This window comes from Collinsella provencensis (genome assembly GCF_900199705.1).
GTDB lineage: Bacteria > Actinomycetota > Coriobacteriia > Coriobacteriales > Coriobacteriaceae > Collinsella > Collinsella provencensis.
In genome coordinates, this window is record NZ_LT904908.1 from 419142 (window position 1) to 434427 (window position 15286).

Genomic DNA, 15286 nt, shown 5'->3' on the forward strand with positions numbered 1-15286 from the left:
AATCCGCAACGCACGCCGAAACGAAACGAGCGTTACCGCGGCTTGTTCTCCGCACGCCACTGTTCCCAACCGCGGCCACTCGGTTTCCAGAACGCTCCGCGCTCCAACCCTTCGGGCAGATAGCGTTGCTCAACCCACCCTTCAGGATAGTCGTGTGGATACTTGTACTCCCCGTATTCATCGGAACCGGGACGGTGACGATCGCGCAGATAGCTGGGAACCTCGCGCTGCCCGCTCGTGTGGATATCCTCCATCGCAGCGTCGACGGCGGCTTCTGCTGCGTTCGACTTGGGCGCTAACGCGTTGTAAATCGCCGCTTGAGCCAAATTGATGCGGCATTCGGGATACCCGATGACCTCGGCAGACTTAAACGCAGCCTCAGCAATCAAAAACGCCATGGGATCAGCGTTGCCGATGTCCTCACTCGCTTGGATCATGATACGGCGCGCGATGAACTTAGGGTCCTCCCCCGCATCGATCATGCGGGCGAGCCAATACACCGCCGCATCGGGGTCGCTACCGCGCATGGACTTGATAAACGCCGAGATGACGTCGTAGTGCATGTCGCCCGATTTGTCGTACGATAACCCACGACGCGGATTCGCCTGACGGACATCCTCGAGTGTGATGGCGAGAGGCACTTCCTCGCCACGCGGCTCAGTGTTCTCGTCTGGCGCTTCACCCGTGGAATCAACCGGACGCGTAAGGGCAATCTCGCTCGCAAGCTCGAGCGTCGTGAGTGCGGCACGGGCATCCCCCGCAGCAAGGGTGCAAATGGCAGCGATCACCTCATCGGAGGCCTCATACTTATTCGCCAATCCCTCGGGTGCGGATAGGGCGCGACGCACCAGTTTCTCAACATCGCTATCACTCAGGTGCGTGAGCTCGACCACACGGCTGCGCGAAAGCAACGCCGAGTTGACCTCGAAGTAGGGGTTCTCAGTGGTGGCGCCAATCATCACCACAGTGCGGTTTTCCACCGCATGAAGCAGGGCATCCTGCTGCGAACGCGAGAATCGGTGAATCTCATCAATAAACAGAATCGTCCTACGGTCGAACATCATAAGGCGATGCTTGGCTTCTTCAATCTCGCGGCGCAGGTCTTTGACAGTTCCCGTAATGGCGGAGACCTCGACGAACTCGCTTTTTGTGGACGAAGCGATGATATGGGCAAGCGTGGTTTTCCCCGTGCCGGCCGGACCATACAGAATCACACTTGAAAGCACATCGTGCTCGATGGCGTTACGAAGCCACGAACCGGGCCCGACGGCCTTTTCTTGACCCACATAGTCCTCAAGCGAAGAGGGGCGCATGCGCACGGCAAGCGGTGCGTTCTTAAGCTGCCTCACGCGTTCATTGTTCGAAAAAAGGGTGTCCATATCCTACTCTATCTGCAAAAATGCCCAGCGTTGCGGTTAGACTCCTACGTGATTCGCCTTGATGTACGTGCGCTGCAAAAACTCCAAGTCATCGAAAAGCGTCGTCGCAAGCTCAGTGAAATACCCATCGGTCATACTGGCGATGTAATCGACGACCGTCTGGTCGAGGTCGCTTTGCCAGTCATACGTGCGGTCGTAATAACTCAGCGCCTTTTCGATGCGCGCGATGTGATGGCGGAAGATGAAGCTCGACTCATCCCCGTGCTCAAGATCGTGATAGAAATGCTCGTACATGCGACGGAACGCCTGGGCCATCATGTCGCCGTGCTCTTCTTCCACGCCACCTGAGCTGTAAATCTTTGTGTAGTTCTCGCGTTTGGCACGGGCGATCTCGTCAAAGAGCTCCTCGCTCATTTCAATGCGATTTTTACCGTAGCTGTGTTCAACGATGTCGATTGACGCGTGGGTGAGAATCCACGTGTTATAGCCGCCGCCCAACCCGTCATCGAAGGCGTCCTCGGAAAGCAACCCCGCCTCGATGGCATCTTGGCGATCGCGACCCACGTAAGCGATGATGTCCGAGATACGGACCACACAACCCTCAAGCGTCATGGGACGCAACGTTTTCACGTAATCGAAATCGTTGCGATAACAGTTTTCAACCACCTCGTCGAACGACTCAAATGAATCGAGCCCCGAAAGCTCGAAGATGCGCTGCTCGTACTCACCGTTATGGCAGAGCACGCCGTCGAGCGTCTGCAAACTCAAATTGCGCCCATAGAGCTTGTCAAGCACGCGCACGGAGTGCACGTTGTGGAAAAACGAGCGCCCCGTCCGCTCGAACAGGATTTCGTTGAGGTGCTTTTCACCCGCATGTCCAAACGGCGTGTGCCCCAAATCGTGCCCTAGGCCAATCGCCTCGATGAGATCGCAATTGAGACCCAAGGCGCTACCGATATCGCGCGCAATGCGGGCAACGAGCTGCACGTGAAGGCCACGACGCGACAAATCGTCGTTGCTGCGAAAGCTGAACACCTGCGTCTTCCCGTTGTAACGGTTATACGCGGGAAGATGGAGGATCTTCTCAACATCGCGCACGTACGCGGGGCGCAGGATATTCCCCTCGTCTCCCGGACGATCGTCACGGCGAATCGCCGTGTCGTCACTTGCCCGATAGGGATTGACCCATCCACGGGCACGATTCTCCTTCATGCGCTCAAGCAGCTCGGCAGAAGGCTCATCGGGCATCGAAAGCAACCGCTCCCGCAGCTCGCTGTTCACGTCAGTCATACGCCTGTCCCCTCACGATATTTTTTCAACGCTATCTTCGCACACCGCTCGGACAAAACACGCGAGGCTACGCAACGTTTGACACAAAGAAAAGAACGGCCATGGAGCTCGCAACAAAGGGCAACAACGGAAGCGAGTGCTTTTTCCAAAGAACACCGACTAACGCCAGCGCCATAAGCCCGAACGAGAAGGAAAGCAGGGCACCTAAGGGACTTATCAACATAGATGCGGCAAGAAACTTGATGTCCCCCATTCCGAGACCGGTGTCCCCATCATGGGTGCGCCGCCACAAGAGCTCACAACCGACGAGTGCGGCGCAGCATATGACAGCCTGAACACCGCAAACCAGCAGATGCTCGACACCACCGAGCGATATGCTGAACAGGGCGCAGCACAGGGCAAACGAGCAGGCAAGCGCATTGGGAAAGCGACGAGAACGAGCATCGATAACCGCGGCGGCAAGAACGTGCGCCAGCACGAGAACGCCGAGCACCGGCTGCAGCAACTCGACGATATGCGACCACGCCATGCTCTCCCCCGCCCTTCCATTGCGTTTCGATATGCTGGGGATGATACCCCCGAACGCCCGAACCTAAGCAGACGGGTATAATGGTCCAAGTTCTCAAGACGATAGGAGACGCCATGGAAGCGCCTGATTTCAACTATAACAACCCCACGTCCAATCCCCAGCAGCCGAGCAACGGTACAACGGACCTCTCACCCGTCGCCACGCCCGCTGTCATCGAAAGCGCGAGCGCATCGACCGCCTGTCAGACTTCGTCGTCCAAATTTGCCTATATCCTTACGGGCTCGGTGCTGGGCATCCTCACGTTGCTCGCCCTCGGCCTCACGTTCCTGGTGTTTTCAGTCTTCCAGGCAACTGCCGATATGGCGTACTACTACGACGACTATGACGATGATGCATATTACGACGATTACGATTACGATGACTACTACGAAGATGAGCTCGACGAGTTCGAGCAGAAGCTCATCGACTCCCTCACGGGCGAATCGCACATACGCGTGTAGCAGCGATAACCTGTAAAACACAGACTGCAGCGTCCATACGTTGCAAACGACTAAACCCCGCGCCGTTCAAACGCGGGGTTATGTTTTGGCAACCGACAGGTTTTATTTCAGCAGCCAGCTCGTTTAATCGCGCTTTACGCCCAGTTATTGAGCACCGTTCAACACGTCATCGAGCGTAACGGACACATCATGCGGCGTGGGCACCCAGTCGACCTTGAGGAAGAGCGCAGCAACCGTCAGCGGCATATACGTGAACATGAAGATGGGGAACGTGAACAGATTGGTGAAGATGCGCCATTTCTTGGGACAGTGAATGTGCTTCCACTCGGTAATCGTCGTGGTTAGCCCCATCACGAAGAAGGTTCCATACATATACAGGAACAGCCCAATGACCGAAGCCGCCGTCTGTTCGAGCTCTGCATCCGTAGCCAGGAAACCGTGGCTGAAGCCGCCGACGATCAGGAACGTGGCATTCACCATCAAGCACATGAGCGTCAGCAGCATGGCGGGACCCACAACCATGAGCATGTCATAGGCGGCAAAGCGCCTGAATTTGCCGATACTCGTGAGCATGTGTTTACCGTAGCTGAAAAGCACCTGGTAAAAACCCTTGGTCCAGCGCATGCGCTGCTTGATGGACGCTTTGAGCGTCAACGGCTGCTCGTCGAAGAACTCCGCAGGGGCATAACCGATACGCACGCCGTGAATGGCACAGAACGTCGCGAACTGAATATCCTCGGTAAGCGTGTGGAAATCCCAGCCGCGCATGCCCTCGATGATCTTTGAGGACACCAAGTATCCCGAACCCGAAACCGCACAGGACGTGCCACAGATCATGCGGGCATTGTTGAGATAGCGCGCCTCACGGATAAACCACGTGGCATACGCGGAGCTGATCCAGCTGCTGCCGAAGTTTTTGGAATTGCGGTAGCTCGTCAGGGCTAGATATCCCTGGTCAAAGGCATCATTCATGATGCTCACGTAGTCGCGCGCGAGCAGGTTGTCCGCGTCGAAGATGAAGAACCCCTCATAGCGGTCCGGATACTCCTCGAGAATGCGATCGAAACCGTAATCCATGACCCAGCTTTTGCCCTTGCGCGAAAGGTCGTTGCGCTCATACACGATGGCGCCTGCCTCGCGCGCCTCGGCAGCAGTGTTGTCGGTGCAGGCATCGGCAACCACGAAGATGTCGATGAGCTCGGAAGGGTAATCCTGATCCTTGATCGAACGCACCAAATTGGCGATGACCGCTTCCTCGTTATGAGCGGCGATGAAGAACGCATAACGATGCAGCGTCTTGGCCTTGGGGATCTTCACCTGACCGCGAATGAGGCCGATGAAAAAGAAAACGACCTGATAAAGAAAGCAGACGGTGAAGATCACGCCGACAATGGAATTGAAGATAACGATAGGTGTCAAAGCACGCTCCTGAACGTGAGATACTGCCGCAGATAAGTGTACGTCATCTCTTGCACGGGCACGCAATCTCCAAGCAGCTGCTAAGGGAGGCGTGCTCGCACGCGTTCGGATGTGCAGCTTGCCACCCGAATGAATGCCTAGTCTTCCAAGAGCCCGAGCTGCGGGATGATTTCCTCGCCGGCTTCAGTGCGTCCCAGCGAGCGATCGTGAAGTTCGTCCAACGCCGCGGCCAAATCCCATGGCAACTCATCACGACACTCGATATGCTCGCCCGTAACCGGATGCTTGAACTGAACGCGCCATGAATGCAGGAACTGGCGATCGAGGTCGAGGTTCGCGTGCTCAGACCCCTTACCGTACAACGGGTCACCCACCAACGGATGGTGGATATGGCGCATGTGCACGCGGATCTGATGCGTACGACCCGTATAGAGATGGCATTCCACCAGCGTATAACCTTCGTCGCCACGCGCGGGCTCAAAGCGCTCGAGCACGCGGAACGTCGTGATCGCCTGACGCGCAAACGGATCATCCGATACGGCCATCTTCACGCGGTCGCGCGTCGAGCGAGCGATACCCGTGCTGATGGTCCCCTCGTCCATGACGATCTCGCCGTGGACCAGCGTGATGTAGCGACGATCGAGCGTGCGCGTGCGAATGAGATTTTGCAAGGCGCGCTGTGTATCGTCATCCTTGGCGGCAAGCATCAAACCCGAGGTGTCGCGATCCAAACGATGCACGATACCAGGGCGATCTTCTCCCTGGACAGTTCCAAGGTGCTCGATGCCGCAGTGATGCACGAGCGCATTGGCAAGGGTTCCGTCCTCATGCCCATGCGCGGGATGGCACACCAAACCGCGCTGCTTTGAAAGCACGATGAGGTAGTCGTCCTCATAGCGAATGTCGAGCGGAATCGCCTGGCCCACAATCGCACCTGGCTCCCGCACTTCAGGGAGCTCAACGGAGATGCGGTCGCCCTCGACCACCTGCTGCTTTTTTGACAGGCATGTCTCGCCGTTGATGACAACCGCACCCGCTTCTATCAACTTGGCGCAGGCAGAACGAGACGGACAGGCTTCGAGCGTACCCAAAAAAGCATCGAGACGCTCGCCCGCCCGTTCAGCTGGCACCACGATATGCAGCTCGCCCGCCATTATTTTCCGTCCTTGTTCGTACGTTTGCGCACACGCTCGGCACGACGCTCGGCACGGCGAGCAGCGGCACGCTTGTCACGCGCATCGAGCTCAGCACCCGCATCGACCTTCGCTGCAGGCGAAAGGAACATGAAGCCCACAAAGGCAAGTGCCACACCACAGGTAACGCCGATGTCCGCCACATTGAACACCGGGAACGAGATGAAATCGGTCGCGATGAAGTCAACGACGTAGCCGAGCATCACGCGATCAAGTGCGTTTCCCAGCGCTCCACCGGCAACCAGCGACAACCCGAAAACTTCGACGCGCGAGAGCTGCTTGCTGCGCAATAGATACACAACGATAGAAGCCACTACAACGAAGGCGAACAGGGCAAAGAGGATTCCCATGCCCTCGCCCATGCTGAAAGCGGCACCGATATTGGCGACAAAGCGAAAGCTCAGCACACCGGGGATGAACGGGATGTTCTCCCCCGTCGCTGCCAACGTGTTGCGCACATAGACCTTAGAAATGTAATCAAGCGCGAACACCGTGACGCTCACGATGAGCGCCACGGGCACACGCCACGCCAAAGGCGGATCGAAATCCACCTCTGGCTTGTTCTTGTTATTCAACTCGGTAGCCATTACGCGTCGAGCGCCTGAGCGCAACGGTCGCAAATATGGGCGTGCTCGCCATGAACTCCCGTGCTCTCACGGTAGTTCCAGCAACGGTCGCATGCTTCACCATGCGCGGCCTCAACCGTAGCAGCATACGCGTCGCCCTCGGCAAGCGCGACCTCACTCACGATGTAGAACTCGGCAAGATCGACGGCGTACTCGCCGGTCAGCAGGGCATAAGCCTCTGCCGGAACAACGGCCTCGACGCGTACCTGCTGGCTCTTGGTGAAGGTACCGGCAGCACGTGCATCCTCGATCGCCTTGGTCACCACACCGCGTAGCTCAAGCGCAGCCTCGAGCACCGGACGGTACTCGTTGGCCTGCTCAAGTGTGATGGGGGCCTGGTACCAATCAAGCAGCGCCGCGTATTCCTGATTGTCGCGGCAGCCCGCAGGAGCGTACTCCATAGCCTCGTCCACCGTGTAGGCAAGGATAGGCTGCAAATCGCGCATGAGCATGGAAAGCAGCTCTGCCACGACGGTCTGGGCGGATCGGCGCTCGAGCGAATCGCTCTTCTCGCAGTACAGGCGATCTTTAAGCGCATCGAGATACACGTTGGAAAGCTCAGTTACCACAAAGTCGTAGAGCGTGCGGTAGGCGCGGTTGAACTCGAAGGCCGCATAAGCATCGTCAACCTCGGCCTGAACCTGCGTGAGGCGCGCAAGCATGAGCTTGTCGAGCGGCATGAGGTCGTCGAAAGCAACGCCGTCGGTGCTGGGCTCGAACTGACCCTCAAGCACGGAGAGCAGGAAGCGCAGCGTGTTGCGGAAGCGACGATAGGCATCGGCCGTACGGGCGAGGATCTCGTGATCGCAGGCGACGTCGGTCGACGTGTCAACCGAAGCGACCCAAAGGCGCACGATGTCGGCACCCATCTCGTCGCAGATCTTGTTGGGGTCGATGACGTTACCCAGCGATTTGGACATCTTGCGACCCTGTCCATCGAGCGTGAAGCCCTGGGACACAACTGCCTTGTACGGAGCGACACCATTCGCGCCCACGGAAGTAAGCAGCGAGGACTGGAACCATCCGCGATGCTGGTCGGAACCCTCAAGGTACACGTCCGCCGGATACTCGAGTTCGTCGCGATACTCGCACACGGCCTTCCAGGAAACGCCGGAATCCCACCACACGTCGAGGATGTCACGGTCGGCCTTGAGATGGTGGCCACCGCACTTGGGGCACACGCAGGCCTCACCCAGATAGTCCTCGGGGGCATCGGTGAACCAGGCATCGGAGCCCTTCTCGTGGAACAGGGCGATAACCGCATCGAGGGTCGCGTCGTTCATAACCTTCTCGCCGCAGTCGGCGCAGGTATAGCTCGGAATCGGCACGCCCCAATTGCGCTGACGCGAAATGCACCAGTCGGGACGCTGCTCCACCATGGCGCCAATGCGATTGGAGGCATGTGCGGGATACCACTTCACGTGGTTGCGCACCTGATCGAGCGCCTGCTCGCGCAGACCGGTCTTGTCCATGGAAACAAACCATTGGTCGGTTGCGCGGAAGAGCACCGGGTGCTTGCAGCGCCAGCAATGCGGATAGCTGTGCGTGATCTTGACTTCGGCAACGAGCATGCCGCGGTCGCGCAGGAACTGAATGATGTGCGGGTTGGCCTCGTCGGTATCCATACCAGAGAACGGACCGCCCGTACCGAACTCGGTGCCGGTGTAGAAGCGACCGTCATCGTCGACGGGCATGCAAATATCCATGCCCTCCTTAAGGCAGACATAGTAGTCGTCCACACCGTGACCAGGCGAATTGTGAACGATACCGGTACCGTCTTCGGTGCCGACGTAATCGGCGAGCAGCGCCACACCCTCGATACCATCGAAAATGGGCTGCTTGTAGTGCAGGTGATCGAAGGTCTCCGCAGGGACCTCGTACGGCTTGCCGCCGACCATGACCGGCGTGCAATCCCAGCCCGCGATGCCGCAGACCTTCTCCGCCAGGTCCTTGAGCATGATCTCGGCGCGGCCGTCGTGCTCGATAGCGGTGTAGATGGCCTCGGGCTTGAGCGAGACCGCCTGGTCGGAGGGGATGGTCCACGGGGTCGTAGTCCAGATCACGAAGTCAACCGGACCGTCGAAGGACTCAAGACCGGCAGGTTTGCTCGTGAGCTCAAAGCGCACGTAAATCGACGGGCTTGTCTCGTCACCATACTCGATCTCCGCCTCGGCAAGCGCCGTGTGGCAGTGCTTGCACCAGTGCACGGGCTTGTGGCCGCGATAGACCATGCCCTTGTCGAACATCGCCTTGAAGACCTCGATGTCGGCGGCATCATGCTGGTGATACAGCGTGAGGTACGGGTTGTCCCAATCACCCAGCACGCCCAGGCGCTTGAAACCCGCACGCTGCAGGTCGATGTTCTCAACAGCAAACTCGTTACACAGCTCGCGAATTTCAGCCGTGGAGGTCTGGTTGAACTTCTCGGTGCCGAGCTTCTCCTCAACCTTGTGCTCGATCGGCTGGCCGTGGCAGTCCCAACCGGGAACGTACGGAGTCTCAAAGCCCTGCATGGCCTTGTAGCGGTTGATCATATCCTTGGCGATCTTGTTCATCGCGTGGCCCAGATGGATGGGGCCGTTGGCATACGGAGGACCATCGTGCAAAACGAATTTGCCCTTCTTGCCGGCGTTCTTTTTGAGCATGAGCTCATAGACGTGATTTTGCTGCCAGCGCTTGAGGCGTTCCGGCTCACGCTGCGCCAAAGCGGCGCGCATGGGGAACTTGGTTTTGGGCAGATTCATCGTCTGCTTGTACTCGTTTGCCACGAATACCCCCTTCTTGTTGTGGGCACTTCACGTCGAGATGCATGCAGTACATCATGACACCCCGTCACGACATGAAAAAAGCGCCCGTCCCTTACAAGCTGGGACGAAGCGCCTTGAGAATTGCGTTTGAGCAGTTGGACGCTGTGATTTTCACAGCCTGCTTGCGCGCGAAGCGTTTCGCTATACCACCCAGCTTAGGCTCGTGCGCCTGGCTGCGCACTCCCCCGTTACTCGGCTGGTCCGTAACGACGACCATCCCGGCGGCATCTACTGAACCATCTTGATTGCGTGCACGAAACAAGGCGGACGCCTGCTCCTTCACATGCGGCAAGACAATCGTTCGGACCGCGGCTCCGGGGTGATTTTCAACTCGGCCACACGCGCTCGGTTCTCAGCTTCCCCGAGCTCTCTCATCCGCATGGATACGACCTACTCGTCCCCATCAACGCCTGTGGGCAGCATAATAACACGTATCGGGCCGATGCACCCCATAGTGCACCGACCCGATAAAATCGCTATCCCTTCGGGATCGCCTCTTCGCAGAAATCTACAAAACTATCCCTTTGCAGGAATGAGCGTTGCGATGTGCTGGGCAAACTCAGCGACGTTCATCGTCTGGACGATAACCTTGCCCGGCCCCGTCAGCTTTGTCAGGAACAGACCCTCGCCGCCAAGCACGATGTTCCCCAGGCCCTTAACCGTCTCGATCTCATAATTGACGGAGGGAGAGAAGGCAACGACATTGCCCGTATCAACTTTGAGCACCTCACCAGGGGCGAGCTCCCTCACGACGGCATCGCCGTCGACCTCGAGGAATGCCATGCCCGTGCCACCGAGGCTCTGGAGGATAAAGCCCTCGCCGCCGAAGAAACCAGCGCCGGCCTTCTTTGTCAAAATCGTGTTGAGCTCTACGGTCGTCTCGGCGCACAGGAACGCTCCCTTTTGAATAACGAGGGGGTCTCTGCTCGCATCAACAGGGACGATAGTGCCGGGAACCGTTGAGGCGAAACCGATTTTCGAACCGTCGCGCATCGAGGTGTAGTTCGCCATGAACATGCTCTCACCCGCAAAGGCGCGCCCAAGGCCCTTGAGAAAACCGCCGCGCGTGTTCGTGCCCATCTCGAAACCATCAGTCTGCCACGACATACCGCCAGATTGCGTGAAGACGGTTTCACCCGCATCGAGCGTCAATTCAACGGCAGGAACGGTCTGTCCAAAAATCTCGTAGTTCATCCGATGCTCCCTTCTCGAGAACCGCCTTGAAATCAAGTTTATAGAGGCAACCAAAAGGCTGGTGGGTTGTTCGCTAGGCGGTGTCTTTTCGCCTAGGACAGGTATCAGGAGCACAGATAATCCACGTCTGACCTATCATTTCTAACAGGTATTTCCACGTTTTTCAGGAGATTGAGAAGTTACGAGGCGGCATGTGCACTTCAAAAGAACAAGTAGCCGCGCAGCTGGGTGGCGCGCTGAAACATGCCCCGATACCAATCGACAGAACAACGTCCAAAGCGTGCCCGTATACCCAAACGTTTTATGCCTCGGCGCCTTCTCCCATCGGAAGAACGACAGAAACCGAACGTTCCGAAGCAGTCACATGATCTCGTCCCATCTCGGTCCACTCGGGCTCCTCGTCGGGCAAAGAACCTGCCTGCTTGGTAAAGAGCTCACGCAGGCAGCGATAGGCCACGATAACGCCCAAAACCATGAGGAGCATGGCAAATACCAGCTGCAAACCCTTGGTAGCTGCGACCGATATCAAAGCACCAGATGCGTCGGGCATGTAACCAAAGAAGCCATAGGCAGATACCGCAACGTAGCAACCCCAAGCGCTCTGAACCAGCGAGGTGAACGTGCACACCAGCAGGAATGCCACCGGCACATACAGCATCCAGCCACGACGACCCGTGCACTTGCAAAAGACTGCGAGCGTAATCATGCACATACCACCCAGCAGCTGATTGCTCGCGCCAAACAACGGCCAGATGTTGGTGTAGCCGCCAAAGGTGAGAGCCAAACCGGGAACCAATGTCACGGCAGTAGCAATCCAGGGATTGCCAAACACGCGCATGGCCCCACGTTTTTCGGCCGAAACGGCAAGTGCGTCATTGCTAGAGGCGAAAAACTCAGTAAGTGAGGTGCGTGCGATGCGCGCTACGGCATCAAGGGAGGTAAGTGCCAGCGCCGAGACGCACATAGTCATGAAGACCGTCGCAACAGTTGAATCCACGCCAAACGAGGTCATACCGCGTGCGATACCTGCCGAAAAAATCTGGAACGGTGTTCCCACAGCCGCGCCACCGGCGCCGGTCGTATTCATGGTCGAGAACATGATGCCTGCGATGATTACAGCCAGCACACCCACGAAAGATTCGACCACCATGGCACCGTATGCCACGGGCAACGCGTCAGACTCCTTCTCGACCTGCTTGGAAGACGTTCCCGAAGAGACCAAGCTGTGAAAACCGGAAAGGGCGCCACAGGCAACGGAAACAAACAACACGGGGAACAGATAGTTGCCTCGCTGCGCGAGCTGATCAAGCGTCGCCGCATCGACCACTGCAGGCGCGGTCATAACTGCCTGTCCATTCACTCCCAAAACCATGATGCCCAACACTGCGCAGACAATCATCAGAATCATCATGATGCTGGTGAGGTAGTCGCGAGGCTGCTTGAGGACCTGAATGGGCATCGCTGCGGCAAACACCAGGTAGACCATGACGACGGCAATCCACCCGTTCATGTCCAGATAGATGGGGAACTGCATACCTACCGCAAACATCGCAACCATGAGAACGACGGCAAACGCGAACTGACGCACACCGGCAAGGTTGAACTTGCGACACACAAATCCAAAGACGATGGCAACAAAGGTGAACAGCATCGAAATCGTACCCGCGCACCCCGCCGCATACGAAGCATCGAAATTCACAGCATTCGTTGCAGCGTCAACCGTGGTCTTAAAGGTTCCGGCGACCATCGAGGTGAATGCAGCAATCACGATGATGCAGAAGAGCCACGTAAACAGCAAAAACAGGCGACGTCCCGTACGGCCGATGTACTTCTCGATGAGCTGGGCGAGTGACTTGCCGTTGTTCTTCATCGAGGCGACCAGCGCACCAAAATCGTGCACAGCACCAAAGAATATGCCACCCACCATGACCCACAAAAGCACCGGCAGCCAACCGAACATCATGGCGACAATGGTTCCCGTAACGGGACCCGCTCCGCAGATCGAACTAAATTGATGCGAGAACGTGGTGAAACGCGATGCAGGTGAGAAATCCTTCCCGTCCTCCATGCGGCGTGCCGGCGTAAGGGCATCGGTGTCTACACCCCACGTTTTTGCCAGCCAACGGCCATAGACAAGGTAACCTGCGGCAAGCACCACCGCAGCCACCGCCATTACAACAACTCCGTTCATATTACTTCCTTTCCAAGAAATGTCATCGAAAACATCTGTCGCGTGTCGTCTTAAACGCTTTTTGCAAGCCCATTGCGAACTTGGAAAACACTTTCGAGATGCTGCCACACAACCAATACATGCACCCTATAGATACAAAAAGAGGGCCGTCGCATTTAACGACGGCCCTCTACCTCGCATCTGTATGTCGAGCCGCCCGTAATCCCACGGGCGACCAGCAGCCACCCGCGCTAGATAATCTCAATAATGGTTAGTAGCTCGTGACGGCTCATGCTCATGATCGACAACCTTTTCTTCTTAAGACGCACCGCTCAAAGCGGCGCGTCTGCCAACAGTTGTTGGTAGGATACACTCTATTTTGCTAAAGTCCATCCTCTTTGCTTCTCGTTACATTCATGTTTCGGATGTTTCATCTTGATAACGATGTAATTTGTCGCAAGACAAGGCATACATTCAAAACCTAGCAGATCTTATGCACCCAACCGTGAACATCCTCGACCGTTCCATCCTGGATACCTGTAAGCGTCTCACGCAGGCGAGTCATAACGGGACCCATGCACTCGTGCCCCTCTTCAAACGTCACGACGTCCTTATCATCGTGAATCTCACCCACCGGGGAAATCACCGCAGCGGTACCGCACAGACCGCACTCCACAAACGCACCCGAGGCAACCTCATCCCATGTAACGGGACGCTCCTCGACATCCACATCCAAATCGCGCGCAACCTGTACAAGCGAACGACGTGTGATGGAGGGCAAGATCGAATCGGTATGAGAAACGGGCACCACCAGCTTGCCGGAGCGATCGACAAACAGCACGTTGGCGCCACCGGTCTCCTCAACGTAGGTGCGCGACTGCGAATCCAGATAGAGATTCTCGGCAAAACCTGCAGCATGAGCATCCATACCTGATTTCAAGCTCATGGCGTAATTAAGACCCGCCTTGATATTGCCCGTTCCATGGGGCGCCGCGCGATCATAACGCGCAACGCACAGACGGATGGGCTTGGCTCCACCCTTGAAATAAGGACCCACGGGTGTGACCAGAATGCGGAACTGATACTCATCGGCCGGCTTGACACCGATAACATCGCCTGTAGCGATCATAAGGGGGCGCACGTACAACGTTGCACCCGACCCAAACGGCGGAACCCATGCTGCGTTAGCACGTACAACCTGTTCAACCGCATCGACAAAACGATCCTGCGGGTACGGCGGCATCACCAAGCGCTCAGCAGAATCGGCCATGCGACGCGCGTTCAAATCAGGACGAAAGCACACGATGTCGCCATCGCGCGTGGTATAAGCCTTGAGACCTTCGAAAACCTCTTGGCAGTAATGGAAAATGCCAGCGCACTCCGAAAGCGTAATCGTGTGGTCCGCTGTAAGCTCGCCAGCGTCCCATGCACCGTTTTTCCAATTGGATACGAAGCTGTAATCGGTCTTGCGATAGTTGAAGTCCAAATTCGACCAATCAAGTTGCTTTTTCTTCGCACCCAAGTTCTCTGTAATCATTGCTCAGCCTTCCTTTCAAACCGCTAAACGGCAACGCATATCGCTGTTCTTCAAACCGCCCAAAGCGTCAAACAAACGATGCGTGGGATTGTACCTTTGTGCACTCTATCGAAATGGAGTGACCTATAGGTCATCAAAGTTTAACGGAAGAGGAAATGCGTCAATATAAGCCGTACAACAAAAAACGGGCCCCGCTCCTGCGGGACCCGTCACACATCAAAGATGTTGGAAAACTTAGAGGCTGTTCACGAGCTTCTGAACGCCGGACTTGCGGTTGGCAGCCTGGTTCTTGTGAATAACACCCTTGGCGACGGCCTTGTCGAGCTTGCGATAAGCAGTGGTGGCAGCAGCCTGAGCAGCAGCCTTGTCGCCAGCCTCAACGGCGGTCTTAACGTGCTTGATCACGGTCTTGAGCTCGGAGCGGATCGCCTTGTTGCGAACGCGAGCGATCTCATTGGTGCGGATGCGCTTCTTCTGGGACTTGATGTTTGCCATCGGGTTCGGTTCCTTTCGAATACTTCTTACGTTCTATCCGGCCTCTGAGACACGGGTTGAGGTCATACGGTCGAGTATTGTACACACGCCTTCGCCCTCGTGCAAGCACATATCGCCCAATTGTGCAGGTTACGCAGCAGAATCCAC

At 56.8% G+C, this 15286-nt stretch carries 12 protein-coding genes; 1 reads left to right on the plus strand and 11 read right to left on the minus strand.

Translation table 11 applies throughout. From position 1 onward, the window contains the following. Positions 1-32 precede the first annotated feature (32 nt). From C1711_RS01865 to C1711_RS01875, 3 genes are all read right to left on the minus strand, one after another. The gene (locus tag C1711_RS01865) at positions 33-1379 is read right to left on the minus strand and encodes a replication-associated recombination protein A (protein ID WP_102337537.1); all 1347 of its coding nucleotides are present in this window, start codon (positions 1377-1379) and stop codon (positions 33-35) included. Positions 1380-1415: 36 nt separating this feature from the next. After that, positions 1416-2669 carry a deoxyguanosinetriphosphate triphosphohydrolase family protein gene (locus C1711_RS01870; RefSeq protein ID WP_102337538.1) on the minus strand — a complete coding sequence of 418 codons (1254 nt, stop codon included), beginning with the start codon at positions 2667-2669 and terminating at the stop codon, positions 1416-1418. A 67-nt stretch (positions 2670-2736) separates the two neighbouring features. Further along, complete coding sequence (locus C1711_RS01875; RefSeq protein WP_102337539.1) at positions 2737-3198, minus strand: prepilin peptidase; 462 nt, start codon at positions 3196-3198, stop codon at positions 2737-2739. Positions 3199-3311: 113 nt separating this feature from the next. Here C1711_RS01875 and C1711_RS01880 point away from each other — a divergent pair, with 113 nt between their 5' ends. Then, the gene (locus tag C1711_RS01880) at positions 3312-3698 is read left to right on the plus strand and encodes a hypothetical protein (protein WP_102337540.1); all 387 of its coding nucleotides are present in this window, start codon (positions 3312-3314) and stop codon (positions 3696-3698) included. Positions 3699-3842: 144 nt separating this feature from the next. Here the strand turns inward: C1711_RS01880 and C1711_RS01885 are convergent, their stop codons facing one another. The 8 genes from C1711_RS01885 to rpsT form a co-directional block, all read right to left on the minus strand. Beyond that, positions 3843-5117 (minus strand): glycosyltransferase family 2 protein, encoded by a 1275-nt coding sequence (locus tag C1711_RS01885; protein ID WP_102337541.1) that lies wholly within the window; start codon positions 5115-5117, stop codon positions 3843-3845. 137 nt (positions 5118-5254) lie between these two features. Next, entirely contained in the window at positions 5255-6271 is a 1017-nt protein-coding gene (locus C1711_RS01890; RefSeq protein ID WP_102337542.1) for an RluA family pseudouridine synthase, read from the minus strand. Further along, positions 6271-6897 (minus strand): signal peptidase II, encoded by a 627-nt coding sequence (lspA, locus tag C1711_RS01895; protein ID WP_102337543.1) that lies wholly within the window; start codon positions 6895-6897, stop codon positions 6271-6273. Before lspA ends, C1711_RS01890 begins: the two co-directional genes overlap by 1 nt. Then, on the minus strand, positions 6897-9704 hold the full coding sequence (ileS, locus tag C1711_RS01900) for an isoleucine--tRNA ligase (protein WP_102337544.1): 2808 nt from the start codon (positions 9702-9704) through the stop codon (positions 6897-6899). The genes lspA and ileS overlap by 1 nt, the downstream gene beginning before the upstream one ends. A gap of 555 nt (positions 9705-10259) precedes the next feature. Then, positions 10260-10937, minus strand: coding sequence for a TIGR00266 family protein (locus C1711_RS01910; RefSeq protein ID WP_102337546.1), 678 nt, complete (start codon positions 10935-10937; stop codon positions 10260-10262). A 301-nt stretch (positions 10938-11238) separates the two neighbouring features. After that, complete coding sequence (locus tag C1711_RS01915; RefSeq protein ID WP_102337547.1) at positions 11239-13128, minus strand: carbon starvation CstA family protein; 1890 nt, start codon at positions 13126-13128, stop codon at positions 11239-11241. Between the two features lie 460 nt (positions 13129-13588). Then, the gene (locus tag C1711_RS01920) at positions 13589-14644 is read right to left on the minus strand and encodes a branched-chain amino acid aminotransferase (RefSeq protein ID WP_199824825.1); all 1056 of its coding nucleotides are present in this window, start codon (positions 14642-14644) and stop codon (positions 13589-13591) included. Between the two features lie 234 nt (positions 14645-14878). Then, complete coding sequence (gene rpsT / locus C1711_RS01925; RefSeq protein ID WP_102337548.1) at positions 14879-15139, minus strand: 30S ribosomal protein S20; 261 nt, start codon at positions 15137-15139, stop codon at positions 14879-14881. Positions 15140-15286 lie beyond the last annotated feature (147 nt).

Bases quoted from the DNA above. Each gene is read 5' to 3' on its own strand.
- C1711_RS01870 (WP_102337538.1), bottom strand. From the start codon at position 2,669: ATGACTGACGTGAACAGCGAGCTGCGGGAGCGGTTGCTTTCGATGCCC.
- rpsT (WP_102337548.1), bottom strand. From the start codon at position 15,139: ATGGCAAACATCAAGTCCCAGAAGAAGCGCATCCGCACCAATGAGATC.
- C1711_RS01890 (WP_102337542.1), bottom strand. From the start codon at position 6,271: ATGGCGGGCGAGCTGCATATCGTGGTGCCAGCTGAACGGGCGGGCGAG.
- C1711_RS01910 (WP_102337546.1), bottom strand. From the start codon at position 10,937: ATGAACTACGAGATTTTTGGACAGACCGTTCCTGCCGTTGAATTGACG.
- C1711_RS01880 (WP_102337540.1), top strand. From the start codon at position 3,312: ATGGAAGCGCCTGATTTCAACTATAACAACCCCACGTCCAATCCCCAG.
- lspA (WP_102337543.1), bottom strand. From the start codon at position 6,897: ATGGCTACCGAGTTGAATAACAAGAACAAGCCAGAGGTGGATTTCGAT.
- C1711_RS01920 (WP_199824825.1), bottom strand. From the start codon at position 14,644: ATGATTACAGAGAACTTGGGTGCGAAGAAAAAGCAACTTGATTGGTCG.
- C1711_RS01865 (WP_102337537.1), bottom strand. From the start codon at position 1,379: ATGGACACCCTTTTTTCGAACAATGAACGCGTGAGGCAGCTTAAGAAC.
- C1711_RS01915 (WP_102337547.1), bottom strand. From the start codon at position 13,128: ATGAACGGAGTTGTTGTAATGGCGGTGGCTGCGGTGGTGCTTGCCGCA.
- C1711_RS01875 (WP_102337539.1), bottom strand. From the start codon at position 3,198: ATGGCGTGGTCGCATATCGTCGAGTTGCTGCAGCCGGTGCTCGGCGTT.